The sequence below is a fragment of the Streptomyces sp. NBC_00273 genome, from assembly GCF_036178145.1.
Lineage (GTDB): Bacteria > Actinomycetota > Actinomycetes > Streptomycetales > Streptomycetaceae > Streptomyces.
The window spans coordinates 2,657,137-2,676,228 of sequence record NZ_CP108067.1 but is presented as its reverse complement, the minus strand read 5'-3'; the positions used below and the strand labels follow the sequence as shown (position 1 = coordinate 2,676,228).

19 protein-coding genes are annotated in these 19,092 nt (G+C 69.0%); 11 read left to right on the top strand and 8 right to left on the bottom strand.

The window, feature by feature from the left end:
• Nucleotides 1–197: 197 nt before the first annotated feature.
• On the top strand, nucleotides 198–1,316 hold the full coding sequence (locus OG386_RS11225) for a hypothetical protein (RefSeq protein ID WP_328788020.1): 1,119 nt from the start codon (nucleotides 198–200) through the stop codon (nucleotides 1,314–1,316).
• Nucleotides 1,317–1,374: 58 nt separating this feature from the next.
• Here the strand turns inward: OG386_RS11225 and OG386_RS11220 are convergent, their stop codons facing one another.
• Nucleotides 1,375–1,650, bottom strand: a complete 276-nt coding sequence (locus tag OG386_RS11220; RefSeq protein WP_328788019.1) for a hypothetical protein — start codon at nucleotides 1,648–1,650, stop codon at nucleotides 1,375–1,377.
• Between the two features lie 523 nt (nucleotides 1,651–2,173).
• Between OG386_RS11220 and OG386_RS11215 the strand changes: the two genes are divergently transcribed.
• Together OG386_RS11215 and OG386_RS11210 are read left to right on the top strand one after the other, a co-directional pair.
• On the top strand, nucleotides 2,174–3,391 hold the full coding sequence (locus tag OG386_RS11215; RefSeq protein WP_328788018.1) for a CAP domain-containing protein: 1,218 nt from the start codon (nucleotides 2,174–2,176) through the stop codon (nucleotides 3,389–3,391).
• 45 nt (nucleotides 3,392–3,436) lie between these two features.
• Nucleotides 3,437–3,571 carry a hypothetical protein gene (locus OG386_RS11210; RefSeq protein WP_328788017.1) on the top strand — a complete coding sequence of 45 codons (135 nt, stop codon included), beginning with the start codon at nucleotides 3,437–3,439 and terminating at the stop codon, nucleotides 3,569–3,571.
• A gap of 430 nt (nucleotides 3,572–4,001) precedes the next feature.
• Here OG386_RS11210 and OG386_RS11205 read toward each other — a convergent pair whose 3' ends face one another.
• From OG386_RS11205 to OG386_RS11195, 3 genes are all read right to left on the bottom strand, one after another.
• A complete protein-coding gene (locus tag OG386_RS11205) occupies nucleotides 4,002–5,459 on the bottom strand; it encodes a catalase (protein ID WP_030765355.1) in 1,458 nt (485 codons plus the stop codon).
• Nucleotides 5,460–5,677: 218 nt separating this feature from the next.
• Nucleotides 5,678–6,577, bottom strand: coding sequence for a 2-hydroxy-3-oxopropionate reductase (locus OG386_RS11200; protein WP_328788016.1), 900 nt, complete (start codon nucleotides 6,575–6,577; stop codon nucleotides 5,678–5,680).
• Between the two features lie 75 nt (nucleotides 6,578–6,652).
• Nucleotides 6,653–7,486 carry a TIM barrel protein gene (locus OG386_RS11195; protein ID WP_328788015.1) on the bottom strand — a complete coding sequence of 278 codons (834 nt, stop codon included), beginning with the start codon at nucleotides 7,484–7,486 and terminating at the stop codon, nucleotides 6,653–6,655.
• Nucleotides 7,487–7,611: 125 nt separating this feature from the next.
• On the opposite strand from OG386_RS11195, the gene OG386_RS11190 reads away from it, so the two are divergent.
• From OG386_RS11190 to OG386_RS11160, 7 genes are all read left to right on the top strand, one after another.
• Nucleotides 7,612–7,863 (top strand): thiamine-binding protein, encoded by a 252-nt coding sequence (locus OG386_RS11190; protein WP_328788014.1) that lies wholly within the window; start codon nucleotides 7,612–7,614, stop codon nucleotides 7,861–7,863.
• Nucleotides 7,860–8,258 carry a helix-turn-helix domain-containing protein gene (locus OG386_RS11185; RefSeq protein WP_328788013.1) on the top strand — a complete coding sequence of 133 codons (399 nt, stop codon included), beginning with the start codon at nucleotides 7,860–7,862 and terminating at the stop codon, nucleotides 8,256–8,258. Before OG386_RS11190 ends, OG386_RS11185 begins: the two co-directional genes overlap by 4 nt.
• 154 nt (nucleotides 8,259–8,412) lie before the next feature.
• Entirely contained in the window at nucleotides 8,413–8,934 is a 522-nt protein-coding gene (gene uraD, locus OG386_RS11180; RefSeq protein ID WP_328788012.1) for a 2-oxo-4-hydroxy-4-carboxy-5-ureidoimidazoline decarboxylase, read from the top strand.
• 2 nt (nucleotides 8,935–8,936) lie between these two features.
• Nucleotides 8,937–9,326, top strand: a complete 390-nt coding sequence (gene uraH, locus OG386_RS11175) for a hydroxyisourate hydrolase (RefSeq protein WP_327382449.1) — start codon at nucleotides 8,937–8,939, stop codon at nucleotides 9,324–9,326.
• Nucleotide 9,327: 1 nt separating this feature from the next.
• Nucleotides 9,328–10,251 (top strand): factor-independent urate hydroxylase, encoded by a 924-nt coding sequence (gene pucL / locus OG386_RS11170; protein WP_266606280.1) that lies wholly within the window; start codon nucleotides 9,328–9,330, stop codon nucleotides 10,249–10,251.
• 191 nt (nucleotides 10,252–10,442) lie between these two features.
• Nucleotides 10,443–11,846, top strand: a complete 1,404-nt coding sequence (locus OG386_RS11165) for an 8-oxoguanine deaminase (protein WP_328788011.1) — start codon at nucleotides 10,443–10,445, stop codon at nucleotides 11,844–11,846.
• Nucleotides 11,847–12,219: 373 nt separating this feature from the next.
• Entirely contained in the window at nucleotides 12,220–13,623 is a 1,404-nt protein-coding gene (locus OG386_RS11160; protein WP_328793218.1) for a nucleobase:cation symporter-2 family protein, read from the top strand.
• Nucleotides 13,624–13,715: 92 nt separating this feature from the next.
• On the opposite strand, the gene OG386_RS11155 is transcribed toward OG386_RS11160, so the two are convergent.
• The gene (locus OG386_RS11155; RefSeq protein WP_328788010.1) at nucleotides 13,716–14,687 is read right to left on the bottom strand and encodes an MTH938/NDUFAF3 family protein; all 972 of its coding nucleotides are present in this window, start codon (nucleotides 14,685–14,687) and stop codon (nucleotides 13,716–13,718) included.
• Nucleotides 14,688–14,816: 129 nt separating this feature from the next.
• On the opposite strand from OG386_RS11155, the gene OG386_RS11150 reads away from it, so the two are divergent.
• Complete coding sequence (locus OG386_RS11150) at nucleotides 14,817–15,206, top strand: VOC family protein (RefSeq protein WP_327382445.1); 390 nt, start codon at nucleotides 14,817–14,819, stop codon at nucleotides 15,204–15,206.
• Between the two features lie 27 nt (nucleotides 15,207–15,233).
• Here the strand turns inward: OG386_RS11150 and OG386_RS11145 are convergent, their stop codons facing one another.
• The 3 genes from OG386_RS11145 to aceB all read right to left on the bottom strand — a co-directional run bounded on the left by OG386_RS11145 (nucleotide 15,234) and on the right by aceB (nucleotide 18,976).
• The gene (locus tag OG386_RS11145; RefSeq protein ID WP_328788009.1) at nucleotides 15,234–15,713 is read right to left on the bottom strand and encodes an SRPBCC family protein; all 480 of its coding nucleotides are present in this window, start codon (nucleotides 15,711–15,713) and stop codon (nucleotides 15,234–15,236) included.
• Between the two features lie 175 nt (nucleotides 15,714–15,888).
• Nucleotides 15,889–17,166, bottom strand: a complete 1,278-nt coding sequence (locus tag OG386_RS11140; protein WP_328788008.1) for a GDSL-type esterase/lipase family protein — start codon at nucleotides 17,164–17,166, stop codon at nucleotides 15,889–15,891.
• Nucleotides 17,167–17,356: 190 nt separating this feature from the next.
• Nucleotides 17,357–18,976, bottom strand: a complete 1,620-nt coding sequence (gene aceB / locus OG386_RS11135; RefSeq protein ID WP_328788007.1) for a malate synthase A — start codon at nucleotides 18,974–18,976, stop codon at nucleotides 17,357–17,359.
• Between the last annotated feature and the right edge of the window lie 116 nt (nucleotides 18,977–19,092).

The following is a 19,092-nucleotide window of genomic DNA, read 5'->3' as shown; positions in this document are numbered from 1 at the left end:
CGGCCCCCGTCCCTCTTCCCGGAGGGGCGGGGGCCGTTCGCGTCGTCCGTACGGGGAACGGGGAACGGGGCGCGGGGGCACGGAGTGCGGTTCCCGCCGTGCTGGGCGTTGCACCGGGTCATCGTGCCGAGACGGCAGCGGTGTTGTGCGAAACCTGACAACCTGATCGGACGCTGATCAGCCCGGGAGGACTCGCCATGACCGAAACCCTGATGGACGCCGTCGACGCGGACGGCGGCGATGCCGATCGGGAGGCCGTCGAGCACGAGCGGGCCGAGATGCGGGAGTTCATCAAAGGGCTGAGTGCGGACGACATCAAGTCGGGCAGTTGGTTCACCAAGCTCCTCGCCCAGGCCCTGAGTTCCTACACCGACAGAGCGAACTGGCAGTACTTCCAGGAGCGGTACGAGGGCGTACCCGCGGACGCCGTCGTCGATCAGCGGATCAAGATGGCGGCCCGGTACGCCGCGCTCGAAGGCGGACTCTCGGCCGGGGCCTACTCGGCGGCCGTCGCCGCCACCCTCGGAAGCCTCGGTGGTGCCTCGCCGGCGACCGTCCCGGCCGCCGTCGCGACCATGATGGTCGACGTCGCGTTCATCACCCGGCTCCAGCTCCGCCTGGCCCACGACATCGCGGTCCTCTACCGGGTCCCGCTCGACCTGTCCGACCCGGACGACATGTGGAAGCTCATTCGGGTCGCCTTCACGATCAAGAGCGGTGAAGTGGTCCGGGAGGGCGTGGTCAAGGCGGTCCCTGCGCTCGTGCGGCCGCTGATCAAGCGCTTCTACTCCGGAGCGGTACTGAACGCCGCGAAGGGGCTCCCCGTCGTCGGCAAGTTCCTCCTCAAGCGCAACGTCATCAAGATCGGCATCCCCGTGGTCGGCGTTCCCCTCGCGGTGGTGTTGAACCGCTATACGACGTTGCTCGCGGGGCGGCACGCGCAAGCCGTCTTCCGGAACGAGGCTCGGGTGATCGAACTCGCCGAAGGCCTGAGCAAGCGGAGTCAGCACCCGCAGCTGATGCTGTGGGTCGCCTGGCTCGTCATCACGGCGGACCAGAAGATCACCGACGACGAGGCGCTGTTGATGCGGCACCTGGTGAGGCTGGTCCGGGACCAGCACCAGGTGGTCGACGAACAGTTCGCCCAACTCGTCGACGTGGATCCCGCCGAGGTGTGGCGACGCCTGGACGCCGAGCCGGGGGACGTGAGCGACCTCCTCGACGTGGCCGACCGGGTGGCAGCGGTGGACGGTGCCGTCAACGCGCGCGAGAAGGCCGTCATCTCCGAGCTTCAGGAACGCTGCCGAAGGAGCTGACCGCCGCCCACGTCCCGGCCCGGCCCGCCCCACCAAGAGGTCGTTTTCGTCCGACGCTTCATCCCGGAATCGGGGGTTCTGTGGTCTTCTTCGGGGCACGCCAGGAGATGGTCTCCTCCTCGCTGTGCTGGTGACCGCCGCGAGCGTCCAGGACTCCACCCACCACCCCGGCCTCCGCCGGGCAGCCCTTGGCCGCACTGGAGGCGGTGGACCGCGGGGAGGCGCCCTCGCCGACGTCGACGTCGACGTCGACGCCGACGCCGACACCGGCCCGGACACCGGCCCCGGCCACTGTCCACGAGTCGGCCCTCGCCCTGGCGACGGAAGGGGACATCGCACCGCCCCGTCCGGAAACGGCCGTTGCTCTCGACCCTGCCGCCCCGGCTCCGCTCCAGGAGAAGCCCCGGACGGCCGTGCCGTGGAACGACATCCACAGTTGCGGCGGAACGCCGCTGCGTCCCCGGTGGGGAGCTGCCCCGACCTGGATCCCGTTCGTGCTGTTGAACGCCGTCCTGATGGCGGTGGCAGCCTGGATCTGACCCATCGGGTACCAGTGGGGCGGGCGCGGCATCACGTACAACGTGCTGCTCCTGGGTACGGGCTGCTGGGCCCTGTGGCGGTGGGTGTCGAGGCGGGAACGCTGATCGCAACCACAGTCGTCGCATTCACCCGAGTGGAGTAACGGCCGATGGCCTGGCGGGTGGATCTGCGCCGAACGGGCGACGATGATCTCATCGTCCGGCGTGCGGAGACCTCCCCGCCGACTTCATCCACGTGCGGTCGATCCGGGCGTGCGGAATACGGCACCCCGGCATTTTCGCCCGCATGGGAACCCTTACCCGTATTCGGGGTGTTCCATGAAACCAAAGCCTTTCGCAACCGCGGCTGCGCTCGTGTGCGGCCTTGCCATGATGGGACCGGTATCGGCAGCCTCCCCCCACGCACGCGTCGCTTCAGCCCCTGCCTCCGAGGAGAAATCTCCCACCTGTCCCTCGTCCAACGCTCCACCCGGAACGGGCTCACGGATATCCGCCGCAGACGCTGCCGAGATCGTCCGTATTCACAACGACGCGCGCAGGGCAGCCGTCCAGAAGTACAGCCCCAGCTCCTCCGTGGTTTCTGTCGCATGGAACCCCAAGCTTGCCTGTGACGCGCAGGCCTGGGCCGATGACCCTGCATCCAGCCAGGGCGGCGGACTGCACCACAGCAGCCGTGACACCAACGGCAACGAGGGCGAGAACCTTTTCAATGCCTTCCCCGGCCCGGCGCGGCCGCTGATGGCACTGGACCCCTCCGTGAGTTTCAGCTGGACGGCGGAGAAGCCCAAATTCGACGCCGACAACAATGCCCCGATCAACAGCAGTGCGTCCGCGGGCACCAATTACCGTGCGTGGGGTCATTACTCCCAGATGATATGGATGTCTCCCGCGTCAGCGACCACGGCAGTCGGTTGCGGCGTGAAAGAGGGCGTGCCCGTGGCGGGCAGTACGGGCTGGATTCTCGTGTGCCGGTACGCCGCGGCAGGCAATATCAACGGGCAGCAAGCCGTCGCCCCGGCTGCGGCACCAGCCGCGGGCTGTGACCTGGCCGCCGTCAACCGGGCGCCGACCGCCGGCACGGAAGCCCAGGCGAGGGCTGCCGTGATCTGCCTGATCAACGCGCAGCGCACACAGCGCGGGCTGCCCGCCCTCACCGTCAACCAGTCGCTGACCAACGCGGCCCAGCAGCATGCCGCCGCATCCGTGCAGCTGAAGTGGTGGGGGCCGGGCAAGGACTCCCACCGCAACCCCCAGACCGGCTCGACACCGCAGAGCCGCATCCAGGCGGCCGCATACTGCCCGAACCCCCGGTCGTGGGAGTTCAGTGAGATCACGTACACCGGCTGGGCCGGATCGGGAACCCCGCAGGCCGCCGTCAACTGGTGGATGAACAGCCCCGGCCATCGCGCCATCATCCTCAAGCCGTCCCTGCGCGACATTGGTGCGGCGGCCCTGCCCGGGGCGGCGGACCCGGCTGGCGCATCGTCGTCCAACACCGCCACCTACGTCGTGGACTTCGGACGCTGCCAGCAGTGATTCCCCGCGGGAGCTTGGCAACCGGCCGCGCCGGACGTCGCCCGGGTGACCCGGGCGACGTCCGGCACCCTCGGCATCCACATCGCTACGACCGACCTCATGGCCCGCCGCCTCACCAGCGAGAACACCATCTCCTGGCGTGCCCCGAAGAAGACCACAGAACCCCTGATTCTGGGATGAAACATCGGACGAAAACGCCCACCGGAGGCTCAGGGCGTGCGGGAACGGCAAAGCGCCGAGTCACGGGACCGTCCGTGACTCGGCGCTCTGGTTTGTTACCGCCCGACGGTGCGAGGCTGGCGCGACAGGACGTTCGCACCGCCGGGCGGGGTCTGTGGGGAGGTGGGTACCTCCGTGCAGGGGGCTCTGTGCGTAGCCCCCGTACGAAGAGGATTGGCTGGGACCGTGGCGGGCGGGCGACGAGAACTCCGGCGTCGTCTCCCTCAGGTCAAGAGACGGGCCTCGGAACCCATTACCACCGCACTGGCTCGCACGCTCGCCACGGTCCTCGTCCTGCCCTCACCGCGTACCACCCCTCATCCGGGTCCACGGGTCGGGCTGAGCACCCGGGGCCTGACCTCCCGTCAGGCCCCCGGTACAACTGGGCGGCTCAGGCGTCGCGCAGGGCGCGGACGGCCTCCTCGACGCGCTTGCCGTAGTCGGCGTCGGCGGCGTGGAAGTGAGCCAGGTTCTTCTCGATGACGTCTTCCAGGGTGACCTGCGACAGACCGCCGGCGATGTTCGCCACCAGGCGCTGCTTCTCGGCCTCCGACATCAGGCGGTAGAGCTCACCGGCCTGGAAGAAGTCGTCGTCCTTGGTGTGGGCCGGGGCCTCGTGGGTGCCCGTGTAGCCGGAGACGGCCTTCGGGGCGCCCAGCGCCAGACCGGTCTCGGCCGGACCCTGGTACGAGTTGGGCTCGTAGTTCTTGTCGTGGCGCGAGCCGTTGCGCAGCGCCATGACGCCGTCGCGGCCGTAGTTGTCGGCCTTCGTCGCCTTAGGGGCGTTGACCGGCAGTACGGTGTGGTTCACGCCGAGGCGGTAGCGCTGGGCGTCGGCGTACGCGAAGAGACGGCCCTGGAGCATCTTGTCCGGCGAGGCGGTGATGCCCGGGACGAAGTTGTTGGGGGAGAAGGCGGACTGTTCGACCTCGGCGAAGACGTTGTCCGGGTTGCGGTCGAGGACCAGCCGGCCCACGCGCTGCAGCGGGTAGTCGGAGTGCGGCCACACCTTGGTGAGGTCGAACGGGTTGAAGCGGTAGTCCGCGGCCTCGGCGGCCGGCATGATCTGGACGTACAGGGTCCACGAGGGGTTCACGCCGCGCTCGATGGCCTGCAGCAGGTCGGTCTGGTGCGAGTTCGCGTCCTTGCCGACGAGCTCGGCGGCCTGCTCGCCCGAGAGGCTGCGGATGCCCTGGTTCGTCTTGAAGTGGTACTTGACGAAGAAGGCCTCGCCCTGCTCGTTCGTCCACTGGTACGTGTGGGAGCCGTAGCCGTTCATGTGACGGTACGACGCCGGGATGCCGCGGTCGCCCATCAGCCAGGTGATCTGGTGCGTGGCCTCGGGGGCGTGCGCCCAGAAGTCCCAGACGTTGTCCGGCTCCTGCTTGCCCGTGAAGGGGTCGCGCTTCTGGGAGTGGATGAAGTCGGGGAACTTGATCGGGTCCTTGATGAAGAACACCGGGGTGTTGTTGCCGACGAGGTCGTAGTTGCCCTCTTCGGTGTAGAACTTGAGCGCGAAGCCGCGCGGGTCGCGGACCGCGTCCGCGCCGCCCAGCGAGTCGGCGACGGTGGAGAACCGCAGGAAGGTCTCGGTCTTCTTGCCGACCGTGTTCAGGAACGCGGCGCTGGTGTAGGCGGTGACGTCGTCGGTCACCTCGAAGTAGCCGTACGCGGCCGAGCCGCGGGCGTGCACCACGCGCTCCGGGATGCGCTCACGGTTGAAGCGGGCGAGCTTCTCCAGGAGCTGCTGGTCCTGGACCAGGAGCGGGCCACCGACGCCGGCGGTGGCGGAGTTCTGATTGTCGGCGACCGGGGCGCCGGACTCGGTCGTCAGCGTGCGCTTCGACATGGTGACCTTCCGTACGGGGTAACTGCTGACGGAAAGCGTCTTCCGTCATGCGGAACAGCCTAATTTCGGCAGGAACTCAACGTCAACAGTTTGTTGAACAAAGTTGAAGGGTGAGTGGTGATCCGGACGGCGCCGGCGCTTGGGCGCGACAGGACAGGTGTCAGCACCGGCGCCATCCGGAAACTCAGGTCCCCTATGAGAGGGGAGGGGGGAAGTGCTCAGATCTGAGCGCCGGAGAGGCGCTCGACGGCACGGAGCAGGGCCGAGTGGTCGAGGCCGCCGTCACCCTGGGCGCGCAGCGAGGCGACCAGCTGGGCGACGACCGCGCCGACGGGCAGGGCCGCACCGACGTTGCGGGCGGCGTCGGTGACGATGCCCATGTCCTTGTGGTGCAGGTCGATCCGGAAGCCGGGCTTGAAGTCGCGGTTCAGGAAGTTGTCCTTCTTGCGGGTCAGGACCGTGGAGCCGGCCAGGCCGCCGTTGAGGACGTCCAGGGCGGCCTGGAGGTTCACGCCGGACTTCTCGAGGAAGACGACGGCCTCGGCGCACGCCTGGATGTTCACCGCGACGATGAGCTGGTTGGCGGCCTTCACGGTCTGGCCGGAGCCGTGCGGACCGCACAGGACGATGACCTTGCCGAGGGCTTCGAGGATGGGCAGGGCCTCGTCGAAGTCGGCCTGCTCGCCACCCACCATGATCGACAGGACGGCCTCGATGGCGCCGGCCTCGCCGCCGGACACCGGGGCGTCGATGACGCGGATGCCCTTGGCGGCGGCGTTCTTGGCGAGGTCGATCGACGTCTGCGGGGTGATCGACGACATGTCGATGATCAGCGCGCCGGACTTCGCGTTCTCCAGGATGCCGTTCTCGCCGTAGGAGATGGCCTCCACCTGCGGGGAAGCGGGCACCATCGTGATGATGACGTCGGCGTCCGCCACGGCCTCGGCGATCGAGCCGGCCGCGGTGCCGCCGGCGGCGGCCAGGCGGTCCAGCTTGTCCTGCTCCAGGGTGAAGCCGGTGACCGAGTAGCCGGCCTTCAGGAGGTTCTCGGCCATGGGGGAGCCCATGATTCCGAGGCCGATCCAGGCGATCGACGGGAGCGCAGCGGGGTTGCTCATGAGGAGGGTCCTTCTCTTAATGCTTCGTACGAAAAGTGCGTGAGGTGCCTGGCTGATCGCCCGGACTTGGTCCGCCTACTGCGCGGCGCGGGCCTCGGCCGGCAGCCACGCGAAGGAGGAGGCGGCGTCGGCGGCCTTGTACTCCAGGCCTACGTAGCCCGCGTATCCGGCCTTCTTCAGCTGGTCGAGCAGCTCTTCGAGGGGCAGCTCGCCGGTGCCGGGGGCACCGCGGCCCGGCTTGTCCGCGATCTGGACGTGCCCGGTCTTGGCGGCGTACTTTTCGATGACCTCGGAGAGGTCCTCATCGTTCATCGCCAGGTGGTACAGGTCGAGCAGGAACTTGGCGTTGCCGAGACCGGTGGCCTCGTTCACCTTGTCCACGACCTCGATGCCGGCCGGTGCGCTCACCAGCGGGTAGAGCGGCGACTCGGGCTTGTTGAGTGTTTCGATCAGGAGGATCGCGCCGACGCGGTCGGCGGCCTGGGCCGCCACGACCAGGTTCTTCAGGGCGAGCTCGTCCTGAACGGCCGGCTCCACGCCTTCGACGCGGTTGCCGTAGAGGGCGTTCAGCGCCTTGCAGCCCACCGAGGCCGCGAAGTCCGCGGCCACGTTGATGTTGGCGTTGAAGCGCTCCGACTCCGCACCGGGTACCGAGACCGCGCCGCGGTCCGGGCCCGGCAGTTGGCCGGCGTAGAAGTTCAGTCCCACCAGCTGGGTGCCGGCGTCCTCGAGAGCCTTCTTGAGGGCGTCGAGCTCCTCCTGTGCGGGGGTGGGGGTCTCGATCCAGGGCCACCACAGCTCGACCGCCGTGAAGCCCGCCGCAGCGGCAGCCGCGGGGCGCTCCAGGAGCGGGAGTTCCGTGAAGAGGATCGACAGGTTCACATCGAAGCGCTGGTCCGTGTATCCCATGAGGGGCGTGCGCTCCTTCCGTATTGCGGAAGTTGTTTTCTGCTTGATGGAAGACTGCATGGGGTTCGGCGTGGATGTCAAGTGCGGACTGCCGAAAAATCGAGACCGCGGGGTAGCTTGACGGCGTGCGATTGAGAGTGGAGTTCACGACCGAGCCCTTCGATCTGGAAGAGGCTCCTGCCCATGCCGTGGCGGCCCGCGAGGTCATCCAGAAGGCCCAGCTGGACGCGGTGGACGTCGGCCCGTTCGGCAACACCGCCGAGGGCGAGGTCGACCGGGTGCTGGCCGCGGTGGGGGCACTGCTGCGCGACTCCCTGGAGGCCGGCGCCACGCGCGTCTCGCTCCAGGTCAACGTGATCGGGGAGGAGGTGTCATGACCGAGCCCCGCGACCATCCCTTCGTCACCGCGGTCAAGCCGCTGGTGGACGCCATGGGCGGCGAGCTGATGGATCCCGCCCTGGCGCAGCCCGACGACGTCGTGCTCACCTGGGAGGGTCAGGACCTGCTGGCCGTGCGCCTGCCGCAGCTCTCGGACTCGCTGGACCACATCCTGGCGGCCCTGGAGCGCCGGTACGGCGTACCGTTGGCCCAGCTCGACCGGAAGTCCAAGCAGGACGTGGTGCGGATACTGGAGGCGCGGGGCGCCTTCTCCGTGCGGCACGGTGTGGAAACGGTCGCGGGCGCCCTGGGTGTCAGCCGCTTCACCGTCTACAACTACCTGAACCGGGATTCGAGCGCCCCCAAGGGGGCGGGGAAGAGCAGCCGGGAGTGAACGCAGGCTGACTCGCAGTGACGAGCCGCCGCCCAATTCACCCGGGCGGCGGCTTTTGTGTACGGGAAGTTTCAACAAAGTGTTGACGCCGTGTTGTCGAGGGCGTTAGCTATGCGCAGCCCGTCAAAGCAACAACAGGCCACGGAGGCCTACCGTGACTTCGAGTCCGACCCCGGGTCTCACCCGGTTCAACGCCTTGGACGACGGCGCGGCCGCGGCCGAGCTGCACGAGGTGTGCGCCAGCTCGGCGTGGGGGAGCAAGATGCTCGCCCAGCGCCCCTTCGCCACCGCAGAGTCCCTGTTCGCCGCGAACGAAGCCGCCATGGCGGAGCTCACCGCGGACGACCTGGGCGAAGCGATGGGAGGCCACGCGCCGATCGGCCGGCCGAAGCCGGGAGACCCGACCTCCGCCCGCGAGCAGCGTGGCATGGCCGGTGCCTCGGAGGAGCTCAAGAACGAGCTCCTCGAACTGAACCTGGCCTACCAGGACAAGTTCGGCCACGTCTTCCTCATCTGCGCCACCGGTGCGACCGGTGAGTTCATGCGTGACGCGGTCAAGGTCCGGATCGACAACTCGCCGGAGCAGGAGCGGGAGATCGCCCGCGGCGAGCTCGTCAAGATCAACAAGATCCGCCTCACCCGTCTCGTCGAACGCGCAGAAGCAGAAGGAGCGTGACCATGAGCACCGAGACCACTGCGTCGGTGTCCACGCACATCCTGGACACCAGCATCGGCAAGCCCGCCGAGGGCGTCGCCATCTCCCTGTCGGCCCGTACGGGTCTGCACGGCGAGTGGGCGGCCCTGGGCGGCTCCGCCACCGATGCGGACGGGCGCTGCAAGGACCTGCCGGCGCTGCCGGAGGGCACCACACACGTGCGTCTCGATTTCGAGACCGAGACGTACTTCGAGAAGAAGCAAGCCGAGGCGCAGCAGGACGCCCCCCGCGTAAGGGACAGCGGTGCGTTCTTCCCCGAGGTCACCATCACCTTCGCGGTGAACCCGGGCGAGCACTACCACGTACCGCTGCTGCTCAACCCGTTCGGCTACTCCGTTTACCGAGGGAGCTAGCATGGCCACGATTCTGGGCCAGAACCAGTACGGCAAAGCAGAGAACCGCGTCGTCAAGATCACGCGGGACGGCGACACGCACCACATCAAGGACCTGAACGTCTCGGTCGCCCTCTCCGGCGACATGGACGACGTCCACTACTCCGGCTCGAACGCCAACTGCCTTCCGACGGACACCACCAAGAACACGGTGTACGCGTTCGCCAAGGAATACGGCATCGAGTCCGCCGAGCAGTTCGGCATCCACCTGGCGCGCTGGTTCGTCACCAGCCAGGAGCCGATCAAGCGCGCGCGCATCCGGATCGAGGAGTACGCCTGGGACCGGATCGCCACCTCGGACGCCAACTCCAAGTTCATCGGCTCCGACGAGGTGAACCACTCCTTCGTCCGCCAGGGCGTGGAGACCCGCGTCACCCAGATCACGTACGACGGTACGAACTGGGAGGTCATCTCCGGCCTCAAGGACCTCGTCGTCATGAACTCCACGAACTCCGAGTTCTGGGGTTACGTGAAGGACAAGTACACGACGCTGAAGGAGGCCTACGACCGCATCCTGGCCACCCAGGTGTCGGCCCGCTGGCGCTTCAACTGGTCGGACGACGAGCAGCGGATGCCCAACTGGGAGAAGTCCTACGCCGAGGTCCGCAAGCACATGCTGCAGGCCTTCGCGGAGACCTACTCCCTGTCGCTGCAGCAGACCCTGTACCAGATGGGTTCGCGCATCATCAACCACCGTTCGGAGATCGACGAGGTCCGCTTCTCGCTCCCGAACAAGCACCACTTCCTCGTCGACCTGGAGCCCTTCGGCCTCAAGAACGACAACGAGGTGTACTTCGCCGCGGACCGTCCGTACGGTCTGATCGAGGCCACTGTTCTCCGGGACGGCGTCGATGCCCGTATCCCCGTGGACATGACCAACCTCTGACGCGGCACGCGCGTCCCGGGGCTCCGCAGTGGCCCCGGGACCGCGCGACACCCCCCCCAGCCTCCTGAATCGGCACCCGGCGTATCACACGGGGCGGCAGTACTGTCAGCTGTCAAGGCCCCCGGCTCCGGCACTCAAATCTCCTGGGCCTTGCCGTGCCCGCACCGCCACTGAAAGCACGAGGAAGCCCCATGGCAGCATCGGCAGCCCATGACAGCGCCGCCCTGCGCATCGTCATCGAGAACTGTGCGATCGCGACCGTCGACGCGAACGACACCGAGTACGCCTCGGGTCACATCGTCATCGCCGGCAACCGGATCGAGTCCATCGGCGCGGGCAAGGCCCCCGAGAACCTCGACAACGTAGTCCGCCGCATCGACGGCACCGGGCACCTCGTGACCCCCGGTCTGGTCAACACCCACCACCACTTCTACCAGTGGATCACGCGTGGTCTGGCCACCGACCACAACCTCTTCAACTGGCTGGTCGCGCTGTACCCGACGTGGGCGCGCATCGACGAGCAGATGACGTACACGGCCGCGCAGGGCTCCCTCGCCGCGATGGCCAAGGGCGGCGTCACCACCGCGATGGACCACCACTACGTCTTCCCCAAGGGCTCCGGCGACCTGTCCGGCTCGATCATCCGCGCCGCGTCCGAGATGGGTGTCCGCTTCACCCTCGCCCGCGGCTCGATGGACCGCAGCGAGAAGGACGGCGGCCTGCCGCCGGACCACGCCGTCGAGACCCTCGAGGGCGCGCTCGCCGACACCGAGGCGACCGTCAAGAAGTTCCACGACGCCTCCTTCGACTCGATGACCCAGGTCGCCGTCGCCCCGTGCTCCCCCTTCTCGGTCTCCACCGAGCTGCTGAAGCAGGGCGCCGAGCTGGCCCGTCGCCTCGGCGTGCGCATGCACACGCACGGCTCCGAGACCGTCGAGGAAGAGAAGTTCTGCCACGAGCTCTTCGGCATGGGCCCGACCGACTACTTCGAGTCGACCGGCTGGCTCGGCGAGGACGTGTGGATGGCGCACAGCGTCCACATGAACGACTCCGACATCGCCGCGTTCGCCCGCACCAAGACCGGTGTCGCGCACTGTCCGTCCTCCAACGCCCGTCTGGCCGCCGGCATCGCCCGCGTCCCCGACATGCTCGCCGCCGGTGTCCCGGTCGGCCTCGGCGTGGACGGCACCGCCTCCAACGAGTCCGGTGAGCTGCACACCGAGCTGCGCAACGCGCTGCTGATCAACCGGCTGAACCCGGTCCACCGCGAGCGCGCCCTGAACGCGCGTCAGGCCCTGCGCCTCGGTACGTACGGCGGCGCCCAGGTCCTCGGTCGTGCCGACAACATCGGTTCGCTGGAGGTCGGCAAGTGCGCCGACCTGGTCCTGTGGAACCTGAACACCTTCCTGCACTCCTCGATCGCCGACCCGGTCACCGCACTGGTCTTCGGCGCGGCGGCCCCGGTCACCGCGTCGTTCGTCAATGGCAAGCAGATCGTCGAGAACAACCGCCTCCTCTTCGCCGACGAGGACGCCATCGCCGTGTCCACGCGGGAAGAGGCCCAGCGCCTCGCGCGGATCTCCGCGCAGGCCTGATCCCACGGAGTCCGGCCGGGGGGGACGGCCCCCGGCCGGCGGCCGCGGACCCGAGCGGGGTCCGTGGGCAGCCGTTCCCGGGTAGCGCCTGAGGAAATCCGAAGGCGCCCCGGGGGCGGTGACTCGTGCAACCAGCCCGCGGCGCGCGCACGCGCCCTTGCCGCGGCACCTCCAGCTCGCGATCGGGTCCGGTTCCTGCCGGGTCCCGAGCTGGACCGCAGCGCGGAACCGATGATCGGGCGAATCGTTTCCGCACCCCTTGGGGCACGCATGCGCACCACCACAACTGCACAAAGGCTCGACTCGCAACGCTTTCGCACCACCTCCAAGACACCACGTCCCTGCCGGCGTGTTCAACCGAACGGAGGAAGCCGTGGCCCAGGCGCCCAGGTTTCGCAAAGATGCAGATGCAGATGCAGTCGCAGTACCGGAGGAGAAGCATCCGGTCGATGAGACCCTGCCTCCGCTGAAGATGTTCACGAGCGGTCTCCAGCACGTGGCCGCCATGTACGCGGGTGTCGTGGCCCCGCCCATGATCGTCGGCCCCGCCGTCGGGCTCTCCGCCACCGAGACGGCCTTCCTGATGGGCGCCTCGCTCTTCACCGCAGGCCTCGCCACCCTCCTCCAGACCCTCGGGTTCTGGAAGATCGGCGCCAAACTCCCCTTCGTCAACGGCGTTTCCTTCGCCGGTGTGACCCCGATGATCGCGATCGGCAAGGGGGAGGGCGACGACGCCATCCCCGTCATCTTCGGCGCGATCGTCGTCGCCGGGGTCCTCGGCTTCTTCGCCGCCCCCTACTTCGGCAAACTCGTCCGCTTCTTCCCGCCGGTCGTGACCGGTACGGTCATCACCCTCATCGGCGTCTCGCTCCTGCCCGTCGCCTTCAACTGGTCACAGGGCGGGAACCGCACCGCCACCGACTACGGCTCCATGCAGAACATCGGCATGGCCGCCGCCACCCTGGTCATCGTCCTGCTGATGCGCAAGTTCCTGCGCGGCTTCCTCCAGCAGATATCCATCCTCCTCGGCCTGGTCGCCGGCACCCTCATCGCCCTCCCGCTCGGCATGACCAGCTTCGACGCCGTCAAGAACGCGTCGGTGGTCGGCTTCCCGACCCCCTTCCACTTCGGCGCCCCGCAGTTCCAGGTCGCTGCCATCATCTCGATGTGCATCGTCATGCTGGTCTGCATGACCGAGTCCACCGCCGACATCCTGGCGCTGGGCAAGATCGTGGGCCGTCCGGCGGACGCGAAGACCATCGAGGGCGGCCTGCGCGCCGACACCCTCGGCAGCGCGATCAGCCCGCTGTTCAACGGGTTCATGTGCAGCGCCTTCGCCCAGAACATCGGGCTGGTCGCCATGACCAAGGTGCGCAGCCGCTTCGTCGTCGCCGCGGGCGGTGGGATCCTCATCCTGCTCGGCCTGTGCCCGATGGCGGCCTCCGTCATCGGCGTGGTCCCGCTGCCGGTCCTCGGCGGCGCCGGCATCGTCCTCTTCGGCTCGGTCGCGGCCAGCGGCATCCAGACCCTGGCCGGGGCGGCCATGGAGAAGGGCGAGAACGCGCTGATCGTCGCCGCCTCCGTGGGCATCGGCCTGATCCCGATCGCCGCGCCGGACTTCTACCACGCCTTCCCGAAGGACCTCCTGGTCGTCCTCGACTCCGGCATCAGCACCGGGTGCGTGGTGGCCATCCTGCTGAACCTGGCCTTCAACCACCTCGGCGCCAGGAAGGGCGCGGCCTCGGGGGCCGCGGCCGACCCGGTACCGGCGCACTGACACCCGACGCCCGCCCGGACGCACACGGCGGCGGCGCGCACGCCACCCACTGCGGGTGTGGCGTGCGCGCCGCCGCCGCGTGCGTGCTCCGCTCAGCAGGTCGAGTGGAAGAGGCCGCCGACCCGGCCGTCCCGGGCCAGCCGGTTGTAGATCTCCACGGCCCCGGTCGTTTCCGCCACGTGCACCTCGACCCCCGCTGCCCGGAGCACCTCCAGCGTCTGCGGTACGACCCCGAGGCGCTCTTCCATGCCCCGGCTGAGCACGACCGCCGTCACCCCGAGGTCGAGGAACTCGCGGACCTCCCCCGGGTGGATGCCGGGATCGTGCCGCGTACCGTGCTCGGACCAGTCCCAGGGACGGCCACCGCCCGGGTAGAGCTTGAAGTCCTTGCCGGGGGCGAGCCCTTCGACCTCGATGCGGCCCCACGAGAGGTGGGTGACGAGGGGGGACCGGTCGGCGGCCGGGGAGGACGCCGGGGGAGGAGCCCACAGCATTAAGTTGCTCATCAGCTCGGCCTGTTCGATCGCGTCGTCCAGGGCGTGGTGCGTGTGGCGGCGGCGCGACAGCAGTTCGCGCGGCATCCGGCCCTTCACCGCGGCCCGCAGCGGCACCCGCGCCTTCGTGGCGTAGAGGGTCTTCATGTCCAGGCAGCCGGAGTGGCCGAAGGGGCTGTCCCCGCCGAACCGGATCAGGTACCAGTACAGGAAGGTCCAGTCGAAGGAGGCCGGGTAGCCGCACATCACCGGCTGCGCCCCCGCGGACACCTCCCGCACCCAGGCGCGGAAGTCGGCCATGGCCACCGCCGGATCGGCGCCCTCCCGCACCAGGCGGTCGCGGTCCAGCCCGCTCACGGCCAGCGCCTCGGGCACGAACTCCTCACTGATGGGCCGCAATTCCCGGTAGAAGGTGAGCCGTTCCGGGTCGGCGGCCGTATACGAGGCGCCGTCCTGGCGGCCCGCGACCGAGGCCCCGAAACTGATCATCGAATACGGTCCGGGAATGGGTCCGTCGGCCTCGATGTCGACGGAGATGTAGAGACTGGGACGTGCGCTGCGGGCTGCCATGCGCCCGAGCATGCCAGCCCGCCTCGCGCCGATCACCCCGATTTCCCGGGGCCCCGGCCTGCGGAATCGACGCCCGGCCGTCCCGGGGGGACCATGGGAAGCGGGGTGCCCCGGAGCGAAGGAACAGGCATGTTCGAAAACAGCAGGGCATTCAGCGGATTCGCCGTCGACGACCTGGAGCGGGCCGAGGAGTTCTACGGCACGACCCTCGGGCTGAACGTCTCCCGGGACGAGGAGATGGGCCTGCTCCGCCTCGACCTCGCGGGCGGCACCACGGTGATGGTCTACCCGAAGGAGGACCACCGGCCGGCGATCTACACGATCCTGAACTTCCCCGTGGACGACGTCGAACGGGCCGTGGACGAGCTGACCGCGCGCGGCGTCGCGTTCGAGCGCTACGAGGGTTTCGAGGCGGACGCCAAGGGCATCGTGCACGGCGAGGACGGCACGCCCACCATCGCCTGGTTCAAGGACCCGGCGGGCAACATCCTGTCGGTGCTGACCGCCCCCGACCGGTGACCTGCACGGTACGTCGTGCCGGGGACATCAGCGACGCGCCGTTTCCCGAGGCGCCCGCGGCCCCTCGGCGTCGGCGTGCTCGCGGACCGCGATCCTGGCGAGCTTCGTCAGCATCATGCCGTTGCGGATGGCGACGATGTAGTCCACGGGCAGTCCGTGCATCCGGGTGCCGGGTCCCCGCAGCGGATGCCAGTCGAGGGTGAAGAGGGTGTTCTCGCCCCAGGGTTCCAGGCGCATGGCGATGCGCGCCGCCCCGAAGGGTTCCGCCCTCGCTTCCAGGTCCAGGCGGCGTTCCGGCTCGCACCGGCGCACGACGCACGTGTCGTCGAGGGTCAGGGGGCCGGAGCCGACCCGGACCTTCAGCCGGGCCCCCACGTCCGGCCAGTGCGGATCCGCGGCGAGGACCTGCTGGGTTCCCGTGACCCATTCGCCGTAGCGGTGGCCGTCGGACAGCAGGCGCCAGACCTCGGACGGCGTGCTCAGGATCAGGCGGCGGTTGCGGGCCACGCCGATCACGCTCCTTCCGGATCCGGCGCGCCGCGTCGGGCCCGCGGTCCGTCGCCCTGTCCGTCACTCCCAGACTCGGGCCGACGGGCCCTTCGCGCAGTCCCACTGACCCGAACGGGCCCCGCGGGGCTGCACCGGGTCGCGTCGCCCGGTGCAGCCCCGACGGCCGGGCCCCTCAGGAAGCCGGGGTCAAGAACATGCCCGTCTGGTCCCCGCCCGCGGTGTTCTTGCAGCTGAAGCCGGAGCTCGCGGGCTGGGCGACGACCAGGGCCAGGCAGCGCCCGGCGGCCAGCTGGCCGAAGTAGTTCGGGTGCATGGACTCCTGGATCAGCCCCTGCGTCTCGTTCTGGTCGATCCAGCGCGCCCACTCGCTCGTCTTCGCCGAGGCCGGCACGGTGGAGGTCACCTGCTTGCTCGCCTTCGCGCACACCTCGCGGCCCTGCATCATGTCCCGCAGGTCCAGGAACTGCACGCCCTTGGCCGCCGCGACGCCCTTGATCCGGTTCGCTATCTGCGGCACGAGCGAGTCCCGCGCCCAGTCCGAGTCCCGGTTCCAGAAGGGGCAGCCGCCGGTGTTGAGCCGGCTCCAGTCGCTCTGCGTGTACCGGTTCTCCGCGCCGCGCGGGATCGGCGACGGGTAGGACTGCAGCACGATCCGGTACGAGGAGTCGGCGTACCCGGCCGCGCGCATCACGGCCCGGATCTCGTCCACGGACTTGCCGACCTTGCCCATGACCGCGTCGATCTTCTGGTCGACGCCGGACTGCTGGTCGTCGTAGCAGTACGAGTTCCAGAGGACGAAGTCGAGCGCGCAGTCGGTGATGATGTCGGCGAAGCCGAGGTCGTTGCCGCCGATGGACAGGGCGATGACCTTGACGTTGTGGCTCGTGGCCACCGCGGCGAGCTGATCCGCCTGCGGGGCCTCGCCCTTGTAGGCGACGCCGCCGTTGGAGGCGCGGAACACGTTGTCCGAAACCGCCCCGGAACAGGCGAGGTTGACGGCGACGTCGGCGATCGCCCCGGCGCTGCGCACCTCGGCGGAGTCGGAGCGGTGGCATCCGCCGACGGTGGTCCCGTAGACCTTGGCGGGGTCGTAGGTGCTGCCGCTGACCCAGCCCCGGTCGGTCCCGTTCCGGCTGCCGCTGTTGGTCAGGCTGTTGCCCTTCCAGCGCCCGGCCTCGCCGGAGATGTAGCTGTCGCCCATGGACACCACGGCGGTGGGTCCGGATACCGGGCTGGCGGCGGAGGTTCCCGCTCCGCCGGCCAGCAGTGCGCTGGCGGCGAGCGGCACGGCCATTGCGGCCCCGGCCAGCCGTCGCACCCGACTGCGGTCACGGTCCTTGCTGACGTTGCGGAATCCGATCACGGCGGAACTCCTGCGTTCGGCCACGCCGAAGTCGGCGACGACTGTGTCGCGTGGCTGGGAAGTGGGGGTACCGCCGGCCGGTGGCATCGGAAAGGTGACACGGGCCCACTTGTTACCGCTAGGTACAGTCACGTTACGAACGGGTAACGACCGACCGGTCGTTCGGGAGCCGGTTCCTCCTGTTGTGGAACGCAAACGGCTCCGCCCCCGCGCCGTGAGGCGGCGGGGGCGGAGCCGACAGGCTTCGACCGCTGTGCGTTTCGGTCGAATCCGGGTATCAGCCGACCAGCTGGTCGTAGGCGGGGAGGGTCAGGAAGTCCGCGTAGTCCGCATCCAGGGAGACCTGGAGGAGGAGGTCGTGGGCCTGCTTCCACTTGCCGGACGTGAAGGCTTCCTCGCCGACCTCGGCGCGGATTGCGGCCAGTTCCTCGGCCGCGATCTTGCGGGTCAGTTCGGCCGTGGCCGTCTCGCCGTTCTCGAACACGACGCCCGCGTTGATCCACTGCCAGATCTGCGAGCGCGAGATCTCGGCGGTGGCCGCGTCCTCCATCAGACCGAAGATGCCGACGGCGCCGAGGCCGCGCAGCCACGCCTCGATGTAGCGGATGCCGACCTGGACCGCGTTGCGCAGGCCCTCGTACGTCGGCCGCGCGTCCAGGGAGTCGATCGCGATGAGCTCGCCCGGTGCCACCGAGACGTCCTCGCGCAGCCGGTCCTTCTGGTTCGGCTTCTCGCCGAGCACCGCGTCGAAGGAGGCCATCGCGATCGGGACCAGGTCGGGGTGGGCGACCCAGGAGCCGTCGAAGCCGTCGCCCGCCTCGCGGTCCTTGTCGGCCTTCACCTTCTCGAAGGCGACCTTGTTGACCTCGGCGTCCTTGCGGGAGGGGATGAAGGCCGCCATGCCGCCGATGGCGTGCGCGCCGCGCTTGTGGCAGGTGCGGACCAGCAGTTCGGTGTACGCCCGCATGAACGGGGCGGTCATCGTGACCGCGTTGCGGTCCGGCAGGACGAACTTCTCGCCGCCGTCACGGAAGTTCTTCACGATGGAGAAGAGGTAGTCCCAGCGGCCCGCGTTCAGGCCGGCCGCGTGGTCGCGCAGCTCGTAGAGGATCTCCTCCATCTCGTACGCGGCGGTGATCGTCTCGATGAGGACGGTCGCGCGGACGGTGCCCTGCGGGATGCCGACGTAGTCCTGGGCGAAGACGAAGATCTCGTTCCAGAGGCGGGCCTCCAGGTGCGACTCCGTCTTCGGCAGGTAGAAGTACGGGCCCTTGCCGAGCGCGATCAGGCGCTTGGCGTTGTGGAAGAAGTACAGGCCGAAGTCCACGAGCGAGCCGGAGGTCGGGCCGCCCTCGAAGCGCAGGTGACGCTCCTCCAGGTGCCAGCCGCGCGGCCGCATGACGACGGTGGCGAGCTGGTCGGCGGGCTTCAGCGCGTACGCCTTGCCGGTGCGCGGGTCGGTGAAGTCGATGCGACGCTCGTAGGCGTCGATGAGGTTGAGCTGGCCGAGGACGACGTTCTCCCAGGTGGGAGCGGAGGCGTCCTCGAAGTCGGCGAGCCAGACCTTGGCGCCCGAGTTCAGGGCGTTGATGGTCATCTTGCGGTCCGTCGGACCGGTGATCTCCACACGACGGTCGTTCAGCGCGGCCGGAGCCGGCGCCACCTTCCAGTCGCCCTCGCGGACCTGTGCGGTGTCCGGGAGGAAGTCGAGGGTGGAGGTCCGGGCGATCTCGGCACGGCGCTCGGCGCGGCGGGCGAGGAGCTCGGCGCGGCGGGGGGCGAACCGCCGGTGGAGCTCGGCCACGAAGGCGAGGGCCGCTTCGGTGAGGACTTCGTCCTGCCGGGGCAGGGGCTCGGCGTCGACGATGGCCAGCGTGGACGGCGCTGGTGCGGACATATCTGTCACTCCTTCAGCGGCGGTGCCTGGCGGCCGCGGGGGAATGCTCGCGCGAGACGGCACGCAGTGCCGTCGGGTGTGGAGAGTTCCGCAATACGGTCGCGGGCGCCGTCTGG

Excerpts from the sequence above, each read along its gene's own strand:
- OG386_RS11225 (WP_328788020.1), top strand. The coding sequence starts at position 198 with ATGACCGAAACCCTGATGGACGCCGTCGACGCGGACGGCGGCGATGCC.
- OG386_RS11200 (WP_328788016.1), bottom strand. The coding sequence starts at position 6,577 with ATGAGCAACCCCGCTGCGCTCCCGTCGATCGCCTGGATCGGCCTCGGA.
- OG386_RS11165 (WP_328788011.1), top strand. The coding sequence starts at position 10,443 with ATGGCAGCATCGGCAGCCCATGACAGCGCCGCCCTGCGCATCGTCATC.
- OG386_RS11155 (WP_328788010.1), bottom strand. The coding sequence starts at position 14,687 with ATGGCAGCCCGCAGCGCACGTCCCAGTCTCTACATCTCCGTCGACATC.
- OG386_RS11140 (WP_328788008.1), bottom strand. The coding sequence starts at position 17,166 with ATGCCACCGGCCGGCGGTACCCCCACTTCCCAGCCACGCGACACAGTC.
- OG386_RS11150 (WP_327382445.1), top strand. The coding sequence starts at position 14,817 with ATGTTCGAAAACAGCAGGGCATTCAGCGGATTCGCCGTCGACGACCTG.
- pucL (WP_266606280.1), top strand. The coding sequence starts at position 9,328 with ATGGCCACGATTCTGGGCCAGAACCAGTACGGCAAAGCAGAGAACCGC.
- aceB (WP_328788007.1), bottom strand. The coding sequence starts at position 18,976 with ATGTCCGCACCAGCGCCGTCCACGCTGGCCATCGTCGACGCCGAGCCC.
- OG386_RS11215 (WP_328788018.1), top strand. The coding sequence starts at position 2,174 with ATGAAACCAAAGCCTTTCGCAACCGCGGCTGCGCTCGTGTGCGGCCTT.
- OG386_RS11195 (WP_328788015.1), bottom strand. The coding sequence starts at position 7,486 with ATGGGATACACGGACCAGCGCTTCGATGTGAACCTGTCGATCCTCTTC.
- OG386_RS11205 (WP_030765355.1), bottom strand. The coding sequence starts at position 5,459 with ATGTCGAAGCGCACGCTGACGACCGAGTCCGGCGCCCCGGTCGCCGAC.
- OG386_RS11185 (WP_328788013.1), top strand. The coding sequence starts at position 7,860 with ATGACCGAGCCCCGCGACCATCCCTTCGTCACCGCGGTCAAGCCGCTG.
- OG386_RS11220 (WP_328788019.1), bottom strand. The coding sequence starts at position 1,650 with ATGTCCCCTTCCGTCGCCAGGGCGAGGGCCGACTCGTGGACAGTGGCC.
- uraH (WP_327382449.1), top strand. The coding sequence starts at position 8,937 with ATGAGCACCGAGACCACTGCGTCGGTGTCCACGCACATCCTGGACACC.